Source organism: Burkholderia territorii, from assembly GCF_902833055.1.
Lineage (GTDB): Bacteria > Pseudomonadota > Gammaproteobacteria > Burkholderiales > Burkholderiaceae > Burkholderia > Burkholderia territorii.
Map to the genome: position 1 here is coordinate 33324 of NZ_CADFEJ010000005.1, position 15831 is coordinate 49154.

Here is a 15831-nt window from a genome sequence, read left to right on the forward strand (position 1 = left end):
CCGCCGCCGGGCGACGCGGCGGAACGACGGGACGGCAGGCCCGGGCACGCAGGTTGCGAGAGCAGTCGCCATGGACCTCGCACTTCTTCGCCGCCTGCCCGGCATGACACTCCCCGACCCGTCCGACTTCCCCGTGCGCGCGGTGCCGCTGGCCCCGCTGGCGAAGGAGCGCGCGACGATCGTTTGCCACCGGAACAATCGCGTGCTGCTGGTCGCACGCCGACCGACGTCGCGATGGACGCTGCCCGGCGGCGTGATTCGGCGCGGCGAATCGGCGCTCGACGCCGCGCATCGCGAATTGCGGGAGGAGACCGGTCTCGTCGATCTCGAACTCGCCTATTTCTTCTACGTGGACGGCAGCGTGAAGCGTCATCACGTGTTCGTCGCGATGCTGCCGCCCGGCCGCCGCGCGTGTCCGGGCCACGAAATCGCGTTGTGTCGGTGGGCGCATCTCGACGCGGTATCGCGCTGGCCCGCGAGCGCGCCGACGCAGCGGATCGTCCAGCGGATCGCGAGCCTGATTCGCGCGCAGGAGATGTCGCCGGACGGCCCCGTCACGCGTCGGTCGGCTTCCCGCTGAATGCGGTGATCGGCTTCTCCGGTTCGCGAGCAAGGCCCTGGGCGAATACCTTCAACCCTTCGAGCAGCGGCATGAGCGCATCCCACAGCGCTTCGTCGTTCAGCAGCCGATACACGCCGCGCACGCCCGGCGCCGCGTGCTCGTGTTCGGACGGCTGCCACGCGCCGACGTGACGCAGCGCATCGGCTGCCGCGAACATCGTCTTGCCGAACTGCTCGGGCGGGATGCTCGACAACGCCATCACCAGCATTGCAAGGTTCTGCACGCCGCTTTGCGTGCCGGGTTTGTCGAGCGCGCCGACCAGCACCTCCGCGATGCGTGCGTTCGCGCTCACGACATCGTTCGCGAAGCGCAGGAAACCGTGCCGGTGCAGGCTCCCGAGCAGGCGTTCGAGCGCGTCGTGCGCATCGGGCTCCGTCTGGGGAGGCGTCACATCGTGGGACAGGCGTTCGGCCATCAGCTTTTCTCCGGATGGGGCGCCGCATCGGGCGGCGCAACGTAGTCGGGCCGCGACCATTTGGCCTCGGCATCGATACCCGCATTCGGCGTACGCGCGCCGTAGCGGAAATTGCCGGCCGGCAACGGCCGGGGGCCGCGCGCACGCGGAAGCACCTCGAGGCGGACGGCCAGCTCCTTGTACGCCGGCGTGTTGACGTCGGGATCGTGATGCTCCCCCGTCAACTCGTTCACGCCGGGCTTGCCCTGGTGGATCGGCAAGAAAAGCGTGTTGCCGCGCACGCGATCCGTGACGAGCGCGATCATTTCGGACGATCCGCGCCGGGACGTCAGACGCACCCATGTGCCGTCCTCGATCCCGCGCGCGGCCGCGATCTCGGGGCTGACCTCGACGAACCATTCCGGCGACAGGCCGCGCAGGCGTCCGCCGCGCCCGCTCTGGTTGGTCGACTGGAAATGTTCGAGCATCCGGCCGTTGTCGGCGAGAAGGTCATATTCGGCGTCGGCGTCCTCGGCGGGCGGCTCCCACGCGACCGGATGCAGTTTTGCGCGGCCGTCGCCGGTATGGAAACGCTCCGTATAGAGCAACGGCGTGTCGGTGCCCTCGGCGTGCACGGGCCACACGAGCGACTGCCAGCCGTCGAGGCGCGCGTAGCTGACGCCCGCGAACATCTCGGCGATGCCGGCCACTTCGTCCATGATCTGCGACGGATGCGTGTAGCCCCAGTCGTGACCCATCCGCGCGGCGAGGTCGGTGAGGATCCGCCAGTCCGGCCGGCTGTTGCCGAGCGGCGGCATGACTTCGTAAAAGCGCTGGATGCGCCGCTCGGTGTTGACGAACGTGCCGTCCTTCTCGACGCTCGGGCAGCCGGGCAGCACGACATCCGCGAATTCGGCGGTGCGGCTCATGAAGATGTCCTGCACGACGAAGAAGTCGAGTTGCGAGAACGCACGGTGCACGTTCTCTGAATCGGCATCCGAGAACGCCGTTTCCTCGCCGATCACCATCATCGCCTTCAGACGGCCTTGCGCCGCCTGCTCGACCATCATGAAATTGTCCTCGCCGATTTTCGAGGACAGCATCTGCGGTTCGACACCCCACGCGCGTGCCCATTTCTCGCGCACGGCGTCGTCGGTCACCTTTTCGTAGCCGGGATAGACGTTCTTCAGGCATCCGAAATCGCTGGCGCCCTGCACGTTGTTGTGCCCGCGCATCGGGTAGCCGCCCGTGCCGGGACGGCCGTAGTTGCCCGTCACGAGCAGCAGGTTCGACAGCGCCGTGCTTGCATCTGCGCCGTGACTGTGCTGCGTGATGCCCATCGCCCAGACGATGCATACGCTCGGCGAGCGCGCGATCATCTCGGCCGCTTCGACGAGCTGCTCGCGCGCGATGCCGGTCACTTCCGCCGCGAAGTCCATCGTGAACGGCTCGAGCGACGCGCGGTAGTCGTCTACGCCGTTCACGCGCGCCGCGAGGAAGCCGGTATCGGCGAGCCCGTGGTCGAACGCGTAGCGCGCGCACGCCGATGCCCATACGAGATCGGTGCCGTTATGCGGCCGCAGATGGAGATCGGCGCGCTCGGCCATCTCGTGCCGGCGCGGATCGACGACGATCAGGCGCTGCCCGCGCAGCTTGCGCGCGGCTTTCAGGCGCGAGGCGATCACCGGATGACATTCCGCGGTATTGCTGCCGACGATCACGACGAGATCCGCGGCGGCGAGATCGGCGATCGTGCCGGCATCGCCGCCGTAGCCGACCGTGCGAAACAGGCCCATGGTCGCCGGGTTCTGACAGTAGCGCGACGAATTGTCGACGCTGTTGGTGCCGATCACGAGCCGCGCGATCTTCTGCGTCAGGTACGCCTCTTCGTTGCTCGCCTTGCTCGAACCGATGAAGCCGATGCTGTCGGGCCCGTGTGCCGCGCGAATGTCGAGCAGCCGGCGCGCGACGAGATCGAGCGCCTCGTCCCACGACGTTTCGCGAAAGCGCCCGCCGTCACGCACGAGCGGCATCGTGAGCCGCTTCGGATCGTTGACGAAGTCCCAGCCGAACCGGCCCTTCACGCAGGTGGAGATGCCGTTGGCCGGCGCGTCGACCACGGGTTGCACCTTCAGTATGTGGCGATCGCGCGTCCACATCTCGAATGCGCAGCCGACACCGCAATACGTGCATACGGTCTTGGTCCGCTTGATTTCCGGCTGGCGCCACGCAACGTCCATCTTCGACACGCCGGTGACCGGCGGTGCACCGATCGTGCGCTCCAGCACCTTCACGAAATCGATCAGCGGCCGCTTGATCGTGTCGGGCATCGCCGTAAACGGGCCTGCATCGGGCTGCATCGATTTCTCGAGCAGCGCGTTGCACGGGCACACCGTCACGCAGTGGCCGCAGCTCACGCAGCTCGATTCGCCGATCGCCTTGCCGCCGTCCCACAGCACGCGCGGATGGTCCATCGAGAAATCGATGCTCAGCGTCTCGTTGACCTCGACGTTCTGGCACGCTTCGACGCATCGGCCGCACAGAATGCACTGGTCGGGATCGTACGTGTAGAACGGGTTGGATTCGTCCTTCCGATATGGCTTGCGCTGATATGCATAGCGCTGGATCGGCAGGTGCATGTCGGCGAACGTGTTGTGCAGCGTGCAGTCGCCCGTGTTGTGTTCGCAGACGGTGCAGTACAGCTCGTGCTTGGCCAGCAGCCGGTCCATCCCTTCCTCGCGCGCGCGGCGTGCCCGCTCGGAGCGGCTCACGACGGCAAGCCCGTCGGCGCTGCGCAATGCGCACGCGCGTCGCAATTCGCCGTCGCCGGTCTCGACCCAGCATACGTCGCAGGTCTGCAAAGCCCCGAGCGCGCGGTGATAGCACACGTGCGGCAGCGTCACGTCGTGTTCGGCGAGAAAATCCAGCAGCGGCTGGTCGGCGTCGCCGCTGAGCGTGGCGCCGTCGAACGTGATCGAACAGGTGCGGGGTTGGGCCATGGGCGTCTCGTGCAAGTGGCGGGGCAATGCCGGTCCTGCATCGCATCTCGCGTGCCCGGCGTGTGCGGCCACGATGGCGGCGTGTGCCGGCGCCGGCGTGGCGAATCGCGGGCAGCTTTGTAATTTCGGCGCGTTGCCGTCGCCCCGCGCGTGCCGCGCTTGCGTGGCGCGCGATCGACGTCGAGGAACGCAGCTTGCTGCGGCGCACTGCCCTTTCCCGCCCCCTCGATTCATGATCCGACTCCGCGCCGCGCCGTCTTACCGCCGTGCCACCGTTCGCAGACGGGCGGCTGCTCGCCGCATCGCTGCCTGCGCGATGTTGGCCGCCGCGTCGTGCGCGCACGCGGCATGGCCCGATCAGAATGCGCTGCGTCCCGCCGGTGTCCAGGCCGCGCGAATCGCGTTGCTGTGGCACTGGACGCTCGTCGTGTGCGCGCTCGTGTTCGCGGCCGTGCTCGCGATGCTCGCGATGGCGCTGTGGCGCCGCGCAGTGTCCGGTACGACCGCCGACCCGGCGAACGGCGCGCCGCTGCCGCCGGATTCGCGCCGCGAACGGCGTGCGTTGCGCGTGACGCGGGCAGCCACCGCGCTTTCGGTGATCGTGCTGTTCGGCCTGATCGTTGCGGACGTGCTGACCGACCGCGCACTGTCGCGACTGCCGGTTGCGGATGCGCTGCATGTCGAGATGACGGGCTACCAATGGTGGTGGGACGTGCGCTATCCCGGTGCGGGCGGCGAACGAGGATTCGCGACCGCCAACGAATTGCACGTGCCGGTCGGGCGGCCGGTCATCGTATCGTTGAAGGCAGCCGACGTGATCCATACGTTCTGGGCGCCGAACCTGCACGGCAAGAAGGACATGATTCCGGGGCGCGATGCGACGATCGCGTTTCGCGTGGACCACGCCGGCGTGTTTCGCGGGCAGTGCGCGGAGTTCTGCGGGCTCGAGCACGCGCTGATGGCGTTCGTCGTCGTCGCCGAGCCGCAGGCGCAGTTCGACGCTTGGGTTGCGCAGCAAAGCCGGCCCGCCGCCGATACGACGACCGCGTTCGCCGACGCCGGCCGGCGCGCATTCGTGTCGGGCGCCTGCGCGACGTGCCATACGGTGCGCGGCACGTCCGCGTCCGGCACGCTCGGTCCTGACCTCACGCACGTGATGAGCCGCTCGATGCTCGCCGGCGGCACATTCGCGAACGATCGCGCGCATCTCGCACAATGGCTGCGCGCGCCCGGCACGCTGAAACCGGGCACGACGATGCCGGCCAGCACGCTGAGCGTGATGGAACAGCAGGCGGTGGTCGCCTGGCTCGAGACGCTGCGATGAGCACGGATCGCCCGCCGCCTCCCGCGACGCCGCTGCTCGACGGGCCCGCCGGCGGCCAGGCGGCCGTCGATGCGCTCGCGCGCACGTGGAGCGACCGCCCCGGGTTCCTCGGGATGCTCGCGGCCGTCAATCACAAGACGATCGCGCGCCGCTTCGTGATCACGACCCTGACGTTCTTCGTGCTCGGCGGGATGTTCGCCCTCGCGATGCGCACGCAGCTCGCGCATGCCGACAACCGGCTTCTGGGCCCCGCCGCGTACAACCAGTTCTTCACGATGCACGGCACGACGATGATGTTCCTGTTCGCCGTGCCGGTCATGCAGGCGGTCGCCGGCTGGATCGTGCCGCTGATGATCGGCGCGCGCTCGGTCGCGTTTCCGCGCATGAACGCGTACGCATACTGGGTGTTCCTGTTCGGCGGCCTCACGCTGTACGTCGGCTTCGCGCTCGGCGCGCGTCCCGACGCCGGCTGGTTCAGCTACGTGCCGCTCGCCGGCCCCGACTATTCGACCGGCAAGGGCGCTGACATCTGGGCGCAGATGATCACGTTTTCCGAGTTGTCCGCGCTGATCGAGGCGGTCGTGTTGATCACGACGATCCTGAAACTGCGCGCGCCGGGCATGTCGCTCGACCGGATGCCGCTGTTCGTGTGGGCGACGCTCGTCACGCAGTTCATGGTGCTGTTCGCGATGCCGGCCATCATGCTGTGCAGCACCGCGCTGATCCTCGATCGTCTCGTCGGCACGCATTTCTACAATCCGGCGCGCGGCGGCGATGTGCTGCTGTGGCAGCACCTGTTCTGGTTCTTCGGGCACCCGGAGGTCTATCTTATCTTCATTCCGCCGCTCGGCTTCATTTCGACGATCGTGCCGACCTTCGCGCGCCGGCCCGTATTCGGCTATCCGGCGATGGTGCTCGCGCTGATCGCCACCGCGTTTCTCGCGTTCGGGCTGTGGGTGCATCACATGTATGCGACGAGCCTGCCCGCGCTCGGCAAGAGCTTCTTCACCGCGGCGAGCCTCGCGATCGCGATTCCATCTGGAATCCAGATCTTCTGCTGGCTCGCGACGCTGTGGCTCGGCCGGCCACGTCTGAAGACGCCGCTGCTGTTCGTGCTCGCGTTCTTCTTCATCCTGGTGCTGGGCGGCCTCACGGGCGTGATGCTCGGCTCGGTTTCGCTCGACCTGCAGGTACACGATACGTACTTCGTGGTCGCCCACCTGCACTATGTGCTGCTCGGCGGCGCCGTGTTTCCGCTGTTCGGCGCGTTCTATTACTGGTTTCCGAAACTGACCGGACGGATGCTCGACGAAACGCTCGGGCGCGTGCAGTTCTGGCTGTTCTTCGTCGGCTTCAACCTGACGTTCTTCCCGATGCACCTGCTCGGCCTCGACGGGATGCCGCGCCGCGTGTGGACCTACCCCGCGCAGCGCGGCTGGGACGGCTTGAACCTCGTCGCCACCGTCGGCGCATGGACGATCGCGCTCAGCGTGCTGGTGTTCGTCGCCAACGTCGTGCGCAGCCGCATGCGCGGCGCACCGGCCGGCGCCGATCCATGGGGCGCGGGCACGCTCGAATGGCTGACACCGAGCCCGCCGCCGCCGCACAACTTCGACATGCTGCCGGTGGTGCACGGCCCGGAGCCGCTATGGGAGCCGGCGCGCGAGCCGCGCTGCGTATCGGGGCTCGCGACGGATCGTCGCGAAGTGCTGACGACCACCGCGCTCGATGCGACGCCGGACCTGCGCCCGCTGTTCCCTGGCCCGTCGCTGTGGCCGTTCGCAAGCGCGGTCACGACGACGATCCTGTTCATCGGCTCGATCTTCACGCCATGGGCGGTCGTCTGGGGCGCGGTCCCCGTCACGGCGGCGCTGATCGGCTGGTTCTGGCCGACGCGCCGCGAAACGTCACTCGCACGCGAACGGGAGCGACGGCCATGAGCGATGCGCGCGCACATGGCAGCTCGCCGGACACGCTGGACGTGAGCGCATTGCCGACCTACGCGCACGGCCCGCGCAGCGTGACGTGGTGGGCGACGGGCGGCCTGATGCTGATCGAGGGCACCGTCTTCGCGATCGCGCTGATGACGTATTTCTATCTGCGCAGCCTGGCGGGGCACTGGCCACTCGGCGCACCGCCGCCTGCGGCATGGGCGGGCACGCTCAACACCGTGCTGATGCTCGCGAGCCTGTTGCCGAACTTCGCCGCACAGCGCGCGGCGCAACGCGGCGATCTCGTCGGCGCGCGCACGTGGCTCGCCGTGTGCGCCGCTTGCGCGTGGGGATTCATCGTCGTGCGCGCCTCCGAATTCGGCACGCTGAACGTCGACTGGTACACGAATGCGTACGGCTCCGTGGTGTGGTTGCTGGTGGGTCTGCATACGACCCACCTGATCACCGATGCAATCGATACGTCCGTGCTCGCCACGCTGCTGTTCGTCGGACCGTTCGAAGGCAAGCGCTTCGGCAACGTCGGCGAGAACGCCCTTTACTGGTATTTCGTCGTGCTGAGCTGGCTGCCGATCTATGCAACCGTCTATCTCGTGCCGAGACTCTGAGGAGGATGCCGATGCGAATCTGGATCGCGTTGCTCGGCGCGCCGTCGGCCGTGCTCGCCGTGCTGTCGGTCGACTACGCGCTGGCCGGGCCCGCGTGCGCGTGGCGCAGTGCATCACCGATCCTTGCGCTGACGGCCGCGGCTGCGACAGCCACCGCCGCATGCGCGGTGCTCGCCTGGCGCACGCCGGCGGCGCATCGCCAGGCGGTCGACGCGGGTGCGCCGCGTGCACTGCTGGCCCGAGTCGGCGCATGGGCCGGCGCGCTGTCGACGTTCGCGCTGGTCGCGTTCTGGATCGCATCGTGGGTCGTCCCGGTTTGCGCGTCATGACGACGGCGACCGCAATCGCGACCGCGTGCACGGGACGCACGGTGTGTGCGCGCCTGCGCCGCGCGATGCTGCCGGCCGGCGCACTCGCATCGGCGGCTCACGCGCATCCGCTCGCGGCCGGCAGTGCGGGCGGGAATCCGCTCGGCTGGCCGTTCGAGCCGGTCGTCATCGCGCTGCTCGCGGCCGCGGCCATCGCTTACGCGCTCGGCTATCGACGGCTCGCCCGGCAAAGCCGGCATGGGCGTGCGCGGCTCGCGCGACGCGCGGCGGCTTTCGCGGCCGGCATCGCGACGCTGTTCATCGCCCTTTGCACGCCGCTCGACACGCTGAGCAGCGTGCTGTTTTCCGCGCATATGGTTCAGCACGAGCTGCTGATGATCGTCGCGGCGCCGCTCGCCGTGCTCGGGCGGCCGCTGCCGACTTGGCTGTGGGCGCTGCCGCCGCGCGCGCGGCTGCGCACCGCCCGTCGGGTGCGCTTGCGCTGGCTGCGCGCGACCTGGCGCGCGGCGACCGCGCCCGTCCCGGCATGGCTGCTGCACGCGGCAGCTCTGTGGATCTGGCATATCCCGCGCTGCTTCGATGCAGCGCTCGCGTCGCCGGTCGTGCATACGTTGCAGCATGCGAGCTTTCTCGGCAGTGCGCTGCTGTTCTGGCGCGCCACGTTCGACGATGCCGCGCGGCCCGCGCACGGCGCGTCGGCGGCGTTGTCGCTGTTCACGACGATGGTGCATACGGCCGCGCTCGGCGCGCTCATCACGCTGTCGCCGGGCATCTGGTACGTGCCGTATGCGGAAACCGCGCCGGCGCTCGGCATCGCGCCGCTCGACGATCAGCAACTGGGCGGGCTCGTCATGTGGGTGCCGGCCGGGCTCGCGTACGTCGCGGCCGCGCTCGCGATCGCGGCGCGCTGGGTGCGGCGCCCGGCGGGCATGCACGCGGAGGCCCCATGATCCATTCGACGCGCGTGCGGATGCTGCTCTCCGCGACCACGGTCGCGCTCACCGTTGCGCAGCCGGGCTGGGCGCGCGATCCCGATCCGGCGCTCGTCGAGCGCGGCGCGTATCTCGCCCGGATCGGCGATTGCGCCGGTTGCCATACCGCACCTGCCGGCGGCATCCCGTATGCGGGCGGCCAAGGCCTCGGCTCGCCGTTCGGCACGATCATGACGACCAACATCACGCCGGACCCGCTGTACGGGATCGGCCGCTATACGCTCCGGGATTTCGACCGCGCATTGCGACGCGGCATCGCGCGCGGCAACAAGCCGCTCTACCCGGCCATGCCTTATGCATCGTTCTCGAAGCTGACCGACGACGACGTGCGCGCGCTGTACGCATACATGATGCTCGGCGTGAAGCCCGTCGCGCGCCCGGCGCCGCCGAGCGACGTCGCGTTCCCGTTCAGCCAGCGCTGGACGCTCGTGTTCTGGCAGTGGGCATTCGCGCCGCGCCACGTCTACGTGCCGCGCGCGGATCGGGATGCGCGCTGGAACCGCGGCGCGTATCTCGTGCAGTCGCTCGGCCACTGCGGCGCGTGCCATACGCCGCGCGGCCCGGCGTACCAGGAGCGCGGCTATGACGAATCGTCGGCGCGGTGGTTGACCGGCGGTACGAACGACCACTGGTTCGCGCCGAACCTGACCGGCGATCCGGGCGCCGGGCTGGGCCGGCTCGACGCCGCAGAGATCGCCGCATTCCTGAAGACCGGGCACGCGGCCGGTTTCGCGGCATTCGGCACGATGGTCGCGCAGATCGAGGACGGAACGCAGTATCTGAGCGACGACGACGCGCGTGCGATCGCCGTTTTCCTGAAATCGCTTCCGCCGCGCCAGCCGACCGGCGGTTATTCGCCGCGCGCGACGCCGGCGCCGGTGCGGCACGGCAGCCGCGTGCCGGACGCGCGGTCGACCGGCTCGAACGTCTACCGTTCGGCGTGCGCGCGTTGCCACGGCGCGGACGGCATGGGCGCGCCGCCTGCATTCCCGCGCCTCGCCGGCAATCCGGCCGTCCTCACGGCCGACACGACGTCGCTGATCCGCCTGCTGGTGGAGGGCGGCAACTCGCCACAGACCGAGAGCGGGCCGCCGCGCACGTCGATGCCGGCGTTCGCCGGGGAGCTGACGGATGCGCAGATCGCGGCGGCGCTCACGTGGATCCGCACCGCATGGGGAAACGACGCGCTGCCCGTCACCGCCAACGACGTATCGAGCCTGCGCGAGAAGCTGCACAAATAGCCACGCGGCGCGCCGTGCCGCCGACATGCGGCGCCGCCCGGCGGCACGCCGCCGCGCCGCGTCAGTGCATCGGGCCGCCGGGCGGAGCCTTGTATTCGCTGCGCGCGCCCATCGCGTCCTCGACGGTCTGCACGCCGCGCAGTCCGGCCACGCCGTCGACGACGGCATGGCGTTCCGCCTCTTCCACCTGCCCGCTCAAGCGCACATGCCCGTGCTCGACCGTCACGTCGACGTCGCGCGGACGTCCGACCAGATGGCCCAGCGCGGCGCGCACGCGTTCGGCGACCTGCGCGTCGTCCGCGTCGCCCGCGAGCCAGTCGGCACGCAGCCCGGCAATCGTGCCGCGCGCACGGTCGGCCGCGCGCTTTGCCTGCGTGCTCGCGTAGTGGGCCACGCCGTGCTGGCCCGCAACGGCCTTGTCGCGCACATAGGCGCGCCGCCGCTTGCCCGAAGCCGGATCGAGGAAATACATCGCCGCCGCCCCGCACGCGACGGCCACCGCAAGATTCAACAGCGGGTTGTTCGAACGAGTTCTGGAAGTCATGTGAGCACCGTAATCGATACCCGGAACCGCCGGGCTTCGCCGTCACGGGCAGCATGCGCCGTTCCTCGGCCGCGCGGCGATGCGAGGCCGCAGCGTGCAGCAGCCGGGACCGTCGCGCGGCAACGCGACGCGCCCGAAATGACAAGCGCTTGAAAAATCCTCGGTTCGTGCGCCGTGCGGAGTGAAGCGCGCCGCACGTCATGCGGCGCGGCCGACGCTTGATGGATGGCCGGCTCTGCGCATCGTCCCGGCATGCCCCGACGGTGGCGCGCCCGGTGCAGCCACCGGCTGCGCACAGCCATGCCCGACAATCGGGCGACGAATACGAATAGCATCCGAAACCGGCGTGCCGAGCCCGCCCCTTTGCCTGAAGACACGCAGGTCATGCCGCGGCGCTTATCGCGGCGCATGCGTGTCCTCGTCGTCGGGAAAAAAGCGGATGACCGTTAGTTGCGCAATGCCGTCGAGGTCGGGAAAGATCGTCCCGATGCTGACGCCGACTCCGGCAAGCTGGCGGCGAATCGCGGCAAAGCGCTCGCCGGGCACGACGATGCGCGTGAGCCGCCCGGCCAGATCGGGATCCTCGTCGAGCGGCTGAAAGCGCCGCGCGCCGGCATCGTAGCGGTGAATCGTGAACCAGCCGTCCTGCGCGGTGATTCGCGGCATCACGTGACGCGGCCGAAACACCTTCGTGCGCGTGACCTCGAGCGGCGCGCGCCGCTCGCCGGCCGTCGCGATGTCGTCCGCGTCGAACGACAGACACCACACCACCCCGTCGTCGCCGGTGCCGTTCGCGTTCCTGACCGCGAACCACAGCGCCGCCAGCGCATTGCCCGACCAGTCGAGCAACCTGGTGTGCATCCCGTGCTGCTGCGCGAGCGCGAGCCAGTCGCACGCATCGAGATTCGGCGCCGGGTCGAGGTGCGGCAGCGCGCGCCGCATGAATTCGTCGAGCATGCGCGCCTCCACGTCGGGCGACGCGCGTTGCCTTGCGATGCTCGGCACGAGCGGCCAGCCGACATTGCATTGGCCACGAAACAGCCGCGACGCCGTCGCATCCTTCGCGGTGCCGATCATGCTCATGTAATCGGCGACGCTTTCTATCGCGTCGCTCGTCGGACGTCTTTCACGCTCCATTGCCGCCTCCGCGTTGCGGCGCGCGATGATCGCGGGTCACGGCGTCGCGCCGTGCTCCTTCTGCCAGCGCTCCATCAGCGCGATCTCGTCGCGCTGCGCGGCGATGATGCGCGTCGCGAGCTGCCTCAGCGTCGGGTCCTTGCCGTACTTCAGCTCGACTTGCGCCATGTCGATCGCCCCCTGGTGATGCGGCGCCATGTGCGACACGAAATCGCGATCGGCGTCGCCGGTATAACGCGCGCCCTCCATTGCCTCCATCATCTTGCTGTCCGCGCGCTTGTACGCCTGTGTCGACGTGTCGGGCACGCGCGCGGTGTCGGGCGGGCGCAACTGGCCCCAGGCCGGCGATACGGCGGCGGTCGCGGATACGGCCAGCACCGCGCACGCGGCGCACAGCCGGATCGCGTGGGCCGGGCGGCGAATGAAAACGTCCATGTCGTGGCTCCTGGATGGTTGAAAGAGAAAGTGCGCGGCGCGCACGCGGTGCGGGAAGGCCGCGGCTTATCGCCAGCGTGCGCGCGCATGCCCGTCGCCGCGCGCGACGAGCGCGCGGATGCGATCGGCCGTCCGGCATGCGATCGCCTGGATCGTCAGCGACGGGTTCACGCCGCCGACGGTCGGAAACACCGAACCGTCGCAGACCCACAGATTCGGGATGTCCCAGCTGCGGCAGTCGGCATCGACGACGCTCGTTGCCGGGTCGTCGCCCATGCGCGCGGTGCCCGCCAGGTGACAGGTGTCGTCCTGCTCGTTCCAGATGTCGCGCGCGCCGGCGGCTTCGAGCGATTGCCCCATCTGCGCGAATGCGTGACGCATCATCCGGCGGTCGTTGTCGTCGTACGAATAGGTGATGCGCGCGATCGGCAGCCCGAATGCGTCGCGCTCGTCGGCGAGCGTCACGCGGTTCTCCGCGCGCGGCAGCGTCTCGCCGACGATCTTCAGTCCGGCCTGGAAGTTGTAGCGCGCCATTTCGCGCTTCAGCGCATCGCCCCACACCCCGCGTCCGGCGATCTTGCGCGCCCATTCGATCGGCAGCGGCCCCTGGCTCATCCAGCAGTAGCCGCCGAAGAAATCCTTGCCTTCGTCCGCGTAATTCCAGTGCTCGGTGATCGACAGCGACGGCGGTCCCTTGTACCAGCGCACTTCGTCGTCCATCGTCCCCCACGACGCCTGGTTCAGCTGCGCCATCATGTAGCGGCCGACCAGGCCCGAGCTGTTCGCGAGGCCTTGCGGATGGCGTCCGGTCGCGGACAGCAGCAGCAAGCGCGGCGTCTCGATCGCGTAACCGGCGACCACGACGTTGCGCGCGCGCTGGAAATGCGTGCGGCCGTCGCGCCGGTAATGCACGCCCGTCACGCGATCGCCTTGCGCGTCGATCCGCAACGCCATCGCGAGGTCGCGCACTTCGGCGCCGGCCGCGACCGCGCGCGGAATCCACGTGACCAGCGCGCTCTGCTTCGCGTTGGTCGCGCAGCCGGCGATGCAGAAGCCGCGATACACGCACGGATGCGCGCGGCCGCGCGGCGCGGACAGCGTCGCGAGCGGCGTCGGCGTCCAGTCGATGCCGAGCGCCTCGGCGCCGCGCGCGAGCACGAGCGCGGCCGCGTTGAGTTCGTGCGCGCGGTACGGATAGCGCGGTCGCGGCGGCCCCCACGGGTAGCGCACCGGCCCGCTGATCTTCAACGCCTGCTCGACCTCGTGGTAGTAGCGCCACATCTCGCGCCAGTCGAGCGGCCAGTCGACGCCGTAGCCCAGCGCGCTGCGCGAGCGGAACCATTCGGGCCGAAAGCGCAACGACACCATCGCGAAGTGAACGGTGCTGCCGCCGACCGCGCGGCCGCTGTTGTTGGTGCCGAGCGTCAGCGGATCGGCGCCGTCGCAGATCCGCTCGTCGGTCCAGAACAGCTTGTGCTGGTGCGACTCGTCCGATGCGAATTCCTCGAGCGGGCGCCACCATGCGCCCGCATCGAGCGCGACGACCGAGAAACCGTGTTCGGCGAGGCGGCACGCAAGCGTGCCGCCGCCGGCACCGGTGCCGACGATCACGAAGTCGACCGGCTCGTCGTCGCGAAACATCCGCATCGGCGACCAGCCGCCGACGCGCAGCGGATCGGGCGCGCGGCCGTCGCAACCGCGCGGCTTGCCGTCGAACGACGATGCGTCAGCGGTCATCGCGATCGCCCTCCCCGTCCACCTGCGCCTCCCACGGATCGCGCCGGTTGAAATCCATTCGCACGTAGCCGCGCGGGCTCGCCGGCCCGCCGAAGCCGATCTCGTTCCAGGCGAACGGATGGCTGTAGTACGCGCCGCACAGGTCCATCAGCACACGCTTCGCGAAGAACGTGCGCGGGTCCATGCCGGCCCACGCCGCTTCGACCCGGCGGTCGATCCTGCCTTGCTGGACCGCATGCAGCAGCGCATCGGCCGCCTTCCCGTCGAGCGATGCGAACGGGCGATCGTGCGCATGGCGCGCCATCGCGTCGAGCGCCGCGAGCCCCGTATGCCATGCGGCACGCAGCGGCGGCAGACGCGCGTCGCGATAGCCGTCGCCTTCGTCGGCCGCGAGTCGCGCATCGACCAGCGCGGCAGTCGGCACCGTGCCGGCGCCGCCCGGCTCCTGCGGCACGATGCGCGCGCACAGCGCGTCGAGCGTCGCGAACTGCGCGGCATCGAGATGGCGCGGCGCTGACGCGGCGACGCGCAGTCGTGCGTCGATCGCGCGGCGCGTCGCATCGTTCCACGATGGCGTGTCGCGCTTGGCCAGCACGTCGTATCCGGAATAGCGCGGCAGCGCGACGGGCTTGTCGTTCGCGGGCTTCATCGCGCCGCCCCTTCCGACAGCGCGGTCGCGGCGAGACCGGCGATCGCGAGTGCGGTGAAGCTCGGCGGCGCCGGCAGCGGCGGCCCCGACAGCACGTTCTGCGACCAGTTGCGCCAGCCGCCCATCTGCCGCGCGATACCGCGTGCATGAAACGCGACGCCGACGAAACCGAGCACGGCCGTCACGCGCATCGACCAGCGACACCAGCGCCGATCGCCGGACGGCCGCGACAGTGCGAGCTGCGCGGCCGCGAGCGCGGCCACCGGCGGCACGACGAACGGCATGAACATCGCGCGATGCTGGAACGCACCGCGAAAATGCAGCAAGCCGACTTCGCCGAGCGTGCCGACGAGCCCCGCCGCGACGAGCCCGGCGAGCGCACGGGCGGCCGGCAAGCCGGCGAGCCGGGGCGCGTCGGCCGGGCACGCGCGCAGCCGCTCGCCGGCCGCGCCGAGCATGCCCGACAGCAGCAGCGCGAACGGCGCGCCGAGCGGCGCACCGTAGAACAGGTTGTGCCAGCTGAACCCGCCCGGCCGCTTCGTCACGTTGTACACGTGGAACGCCGACCCGGCGATGCCCACGGCGGCCGACGCCACGTGCACCGCGTCGCGCAGCCGGTGACGTTCGGGCGTGTCGTCCGCGTGGCCGTGCACGCTCGCGAGCACCGACAACGTCGACGCCACCAGCGGCGCGATCATCGCGCGATTGTGGATCGTGCCGCGGTAGTGCTCGACACCGCTGTCGGCGAGCACCGAACCGGCGAGCAGCAGCGCGCTGCGATTCAGCAGGCGCGCGGCATCGACGAGCAACGTGTCGTGCTCGGCCGCGCGGTGTCGGGCGTGTCGCATCGGTCCTCCTTGTTCGTGACGGT

General features: G+C 69.7%; 15 protein-coding genes. 7 read left to right on the top strand and 8 right to left on the bottom strand.

The window, feature by feature from the left end; genetic code table 11:
• The first annotated feature begins 103 nt into the window (after window positions 1-103).
• Complete coding sequence (locus HW466_RS12215) at window positions 104-580, top strand: NUDIX hydrolase (RefSeq protein ID WP_059452511.1); 477 nt, start codon at window positions 104-106, stop codon at window positions 578-580.
• On the opposite strand, the gene HW466_RS12220 is transcribed toward HW466_RS12215, so the two are convergent.
• Together HW466_RS12220 and fdhF are read right to left on the bottom strand one after the other, a co-directional pair.
• Entirely contained in the window at window positions 555-1037 is a 483-nt protein-coding gene (locus tag HW466_RS12220) for a hypothetical protein (protein WP_059452392.1), read from the bottom strand. The genes HW466_RS12215 and HW466_RS12220 overlap by 26 nt on opposite strands.
• Window positions 1037-4015, bottom strand: a complete 2979-nt coding sequence (fdhF, locus tag HW466_RS12225; protein ID WP_059505063.1) for a formate dehydrogenase subunit alpha — start codon at window positions 4013-4015, stop codon at window positions 1037-1039. Before fdhF ends, HW466_RS12220 begins: the two co-directional genes overlap by 1 nt.
• Before the next feature lie 316 nt (window positions 4016-4331).
• Here fdhF and coxB point away from each other — a divergent pair, with 316 nt between their 5' ends.
• From coxB to HW466_RS12255, 6 genes are read left to right on the top strand one after another with little or no spacing between them, the layout of a single operon-like run.
• Window positions 4332-5339, top strand: coding sequence for a cytochrome c oxidase subunit II (coxB, locus tag HW466_RS12230; RefSeq protein WP_059951633.1), 1008 nt, complete (start codon window positions 4332-4334; stop codon window positions 5337-5339).
• On the top strand, window positions 5336-7279 hold the full coding sequence (gene ctaD, locus HW466_RS12235; RefSeq protein ID WP_151005577.1) for a cytochrome c oxidase subunit I: 1944 nt from the start codon (window positions 5336-5338) through the stop codon (window positions 7277-7279). The genes coxB and ctaD overlap by 4 nt, the downstream gene beginning before the upstream one ends.
• Complete coding sequence (locus HW466_RS12240; RefSeq protein WP_151005579.1) at window positions 7276-7896, top strand: cytochrome c oxidase subunit 3; 621 nt, start codon at window positions 7276-7278, stop codon at window positions 7894-7896. Before ctaD ends, HW466_RS12240 begins: the two co-directional genes overlap by 4 nt.
• 11 nt (window positions 7897-7907) lie before the next feature.
• Window positions 7908-8225, top strand: a complete 318-nt coding sequence (locus tag HW466_RS12245; RefSeq protein WP_174905795.1) for a hypothetical protein — start codon at window positions 7908-7910, stop codon at window positions 8223-8225.
• A complete protein-coding gene (locus HW466_RS12250) occupies window positions 8222-9175 on the top strand; it encodes a cytochrome c oxidase assembly protein (protein ID WP_239006008.1) in 954 nt (317 codons plus the stop codon). The genes HW466_RS12245 and HW466_RS12250 overlap by 4 nt, the downstream gene beginning before the upstream one ends.
• The gene (locus tag HW466_RS12255) at window positions 9172-10458 is read left to right on the top strand and encodes a cytochrome c (protein WP_174905794.1); all 1287 of its coding nucleotides are present in this window, start codon (window positions 9172-9174) and stop codon (window positions 10456-10458) included. Before HW466_RS12250 ends, HW466_RS12255 begins: the two co-directional genes overlap by 4 nt.
• A gap of 61 nt (window positions 10459-10519) precedes the next feature.
• Here the strand turns inward: HW466_RS12255 and HW466_RS12260 are convergent, their stop codons facing one another.
• The 6 genes from HW466_RS12260 to HW466_RS12285 form a co-directional block, all read right to left on the bottom strand.
• Window positions 10520-11002: a BON domain-containing protein gene (locus tag HW466_RS12260; RefSeq protein WP_059452391.1), complete on the bottom strand. Its 483-nt coding sequence runs from the start codon at window positions 11000-11002 to the stop codon at window positions 10520-10522.
• A gap of 396 nt (window positions 11003-11398) precedes the next feature.
• Window positions 11399-12139 (bottom strand): FRG domain-containing protein, encoded by a 741-nt coding sequence (locus HW466_RS12265; protein ID WP_151006637.1) that lies wholly within the window; start codon window positions 12137-12139, stop codon window positions 11399-11401.
• A 36-nt stretch (window positions 12140-12175) separates the two neighbouring features.
• Window positions 12176-12574: a CopM family metallochaperone gene (gene copM, locus HW466_RS12270; RefSeq protein WP_059848843.1), complete on the bottom strand. Its 399-nt coding sequence runs from the start codon at window positions 12572-12574 to the stop codon at window positions 12176-12178.
• Between the two features lie 66 nt (window positions 12575-12640).
• Complete coding sequence (locus HW466_RS12275) at window positions 12641-14311, bottom strand: GMC family oxidoreductase (protein ID WP_174905793.1); 1671 nt, start codon at window positions 14309-14311, stop codon at window positions 12641-12643.
• Window positions 14301-14960, bottom strand: coding sequence for a gluconate 2-dehydrogenase subunit 3 family protein (locus tag HW466_RS12280; RefSeq protein WP_059768829.1), 660 nt, complete (start codon window positions 14958-14960; stop codon window positions 14301-14303). The genes HW466_RS12275 and HW466_RS12280 overlap by 11 nt, the downstream gene beginning before the upstream one ends.
• Window positions 14957-15808 (bottom strand): hypothetical protein, encoded by an 852-nt coding sequence (locus tag HW466_RS12285; RefSeq protein ID WP_174905792.1) that lies wholly within the window; start codon window positions 15806-15808, stop codon window positions 14957-14959. The genes HW466_RS12280 and HW466_RS12285 overlap by 4 nt, the downstream gene beginning before the upstream one ends.
• Window positions 15809-15831: the final 23 nt, after the last annotated feature.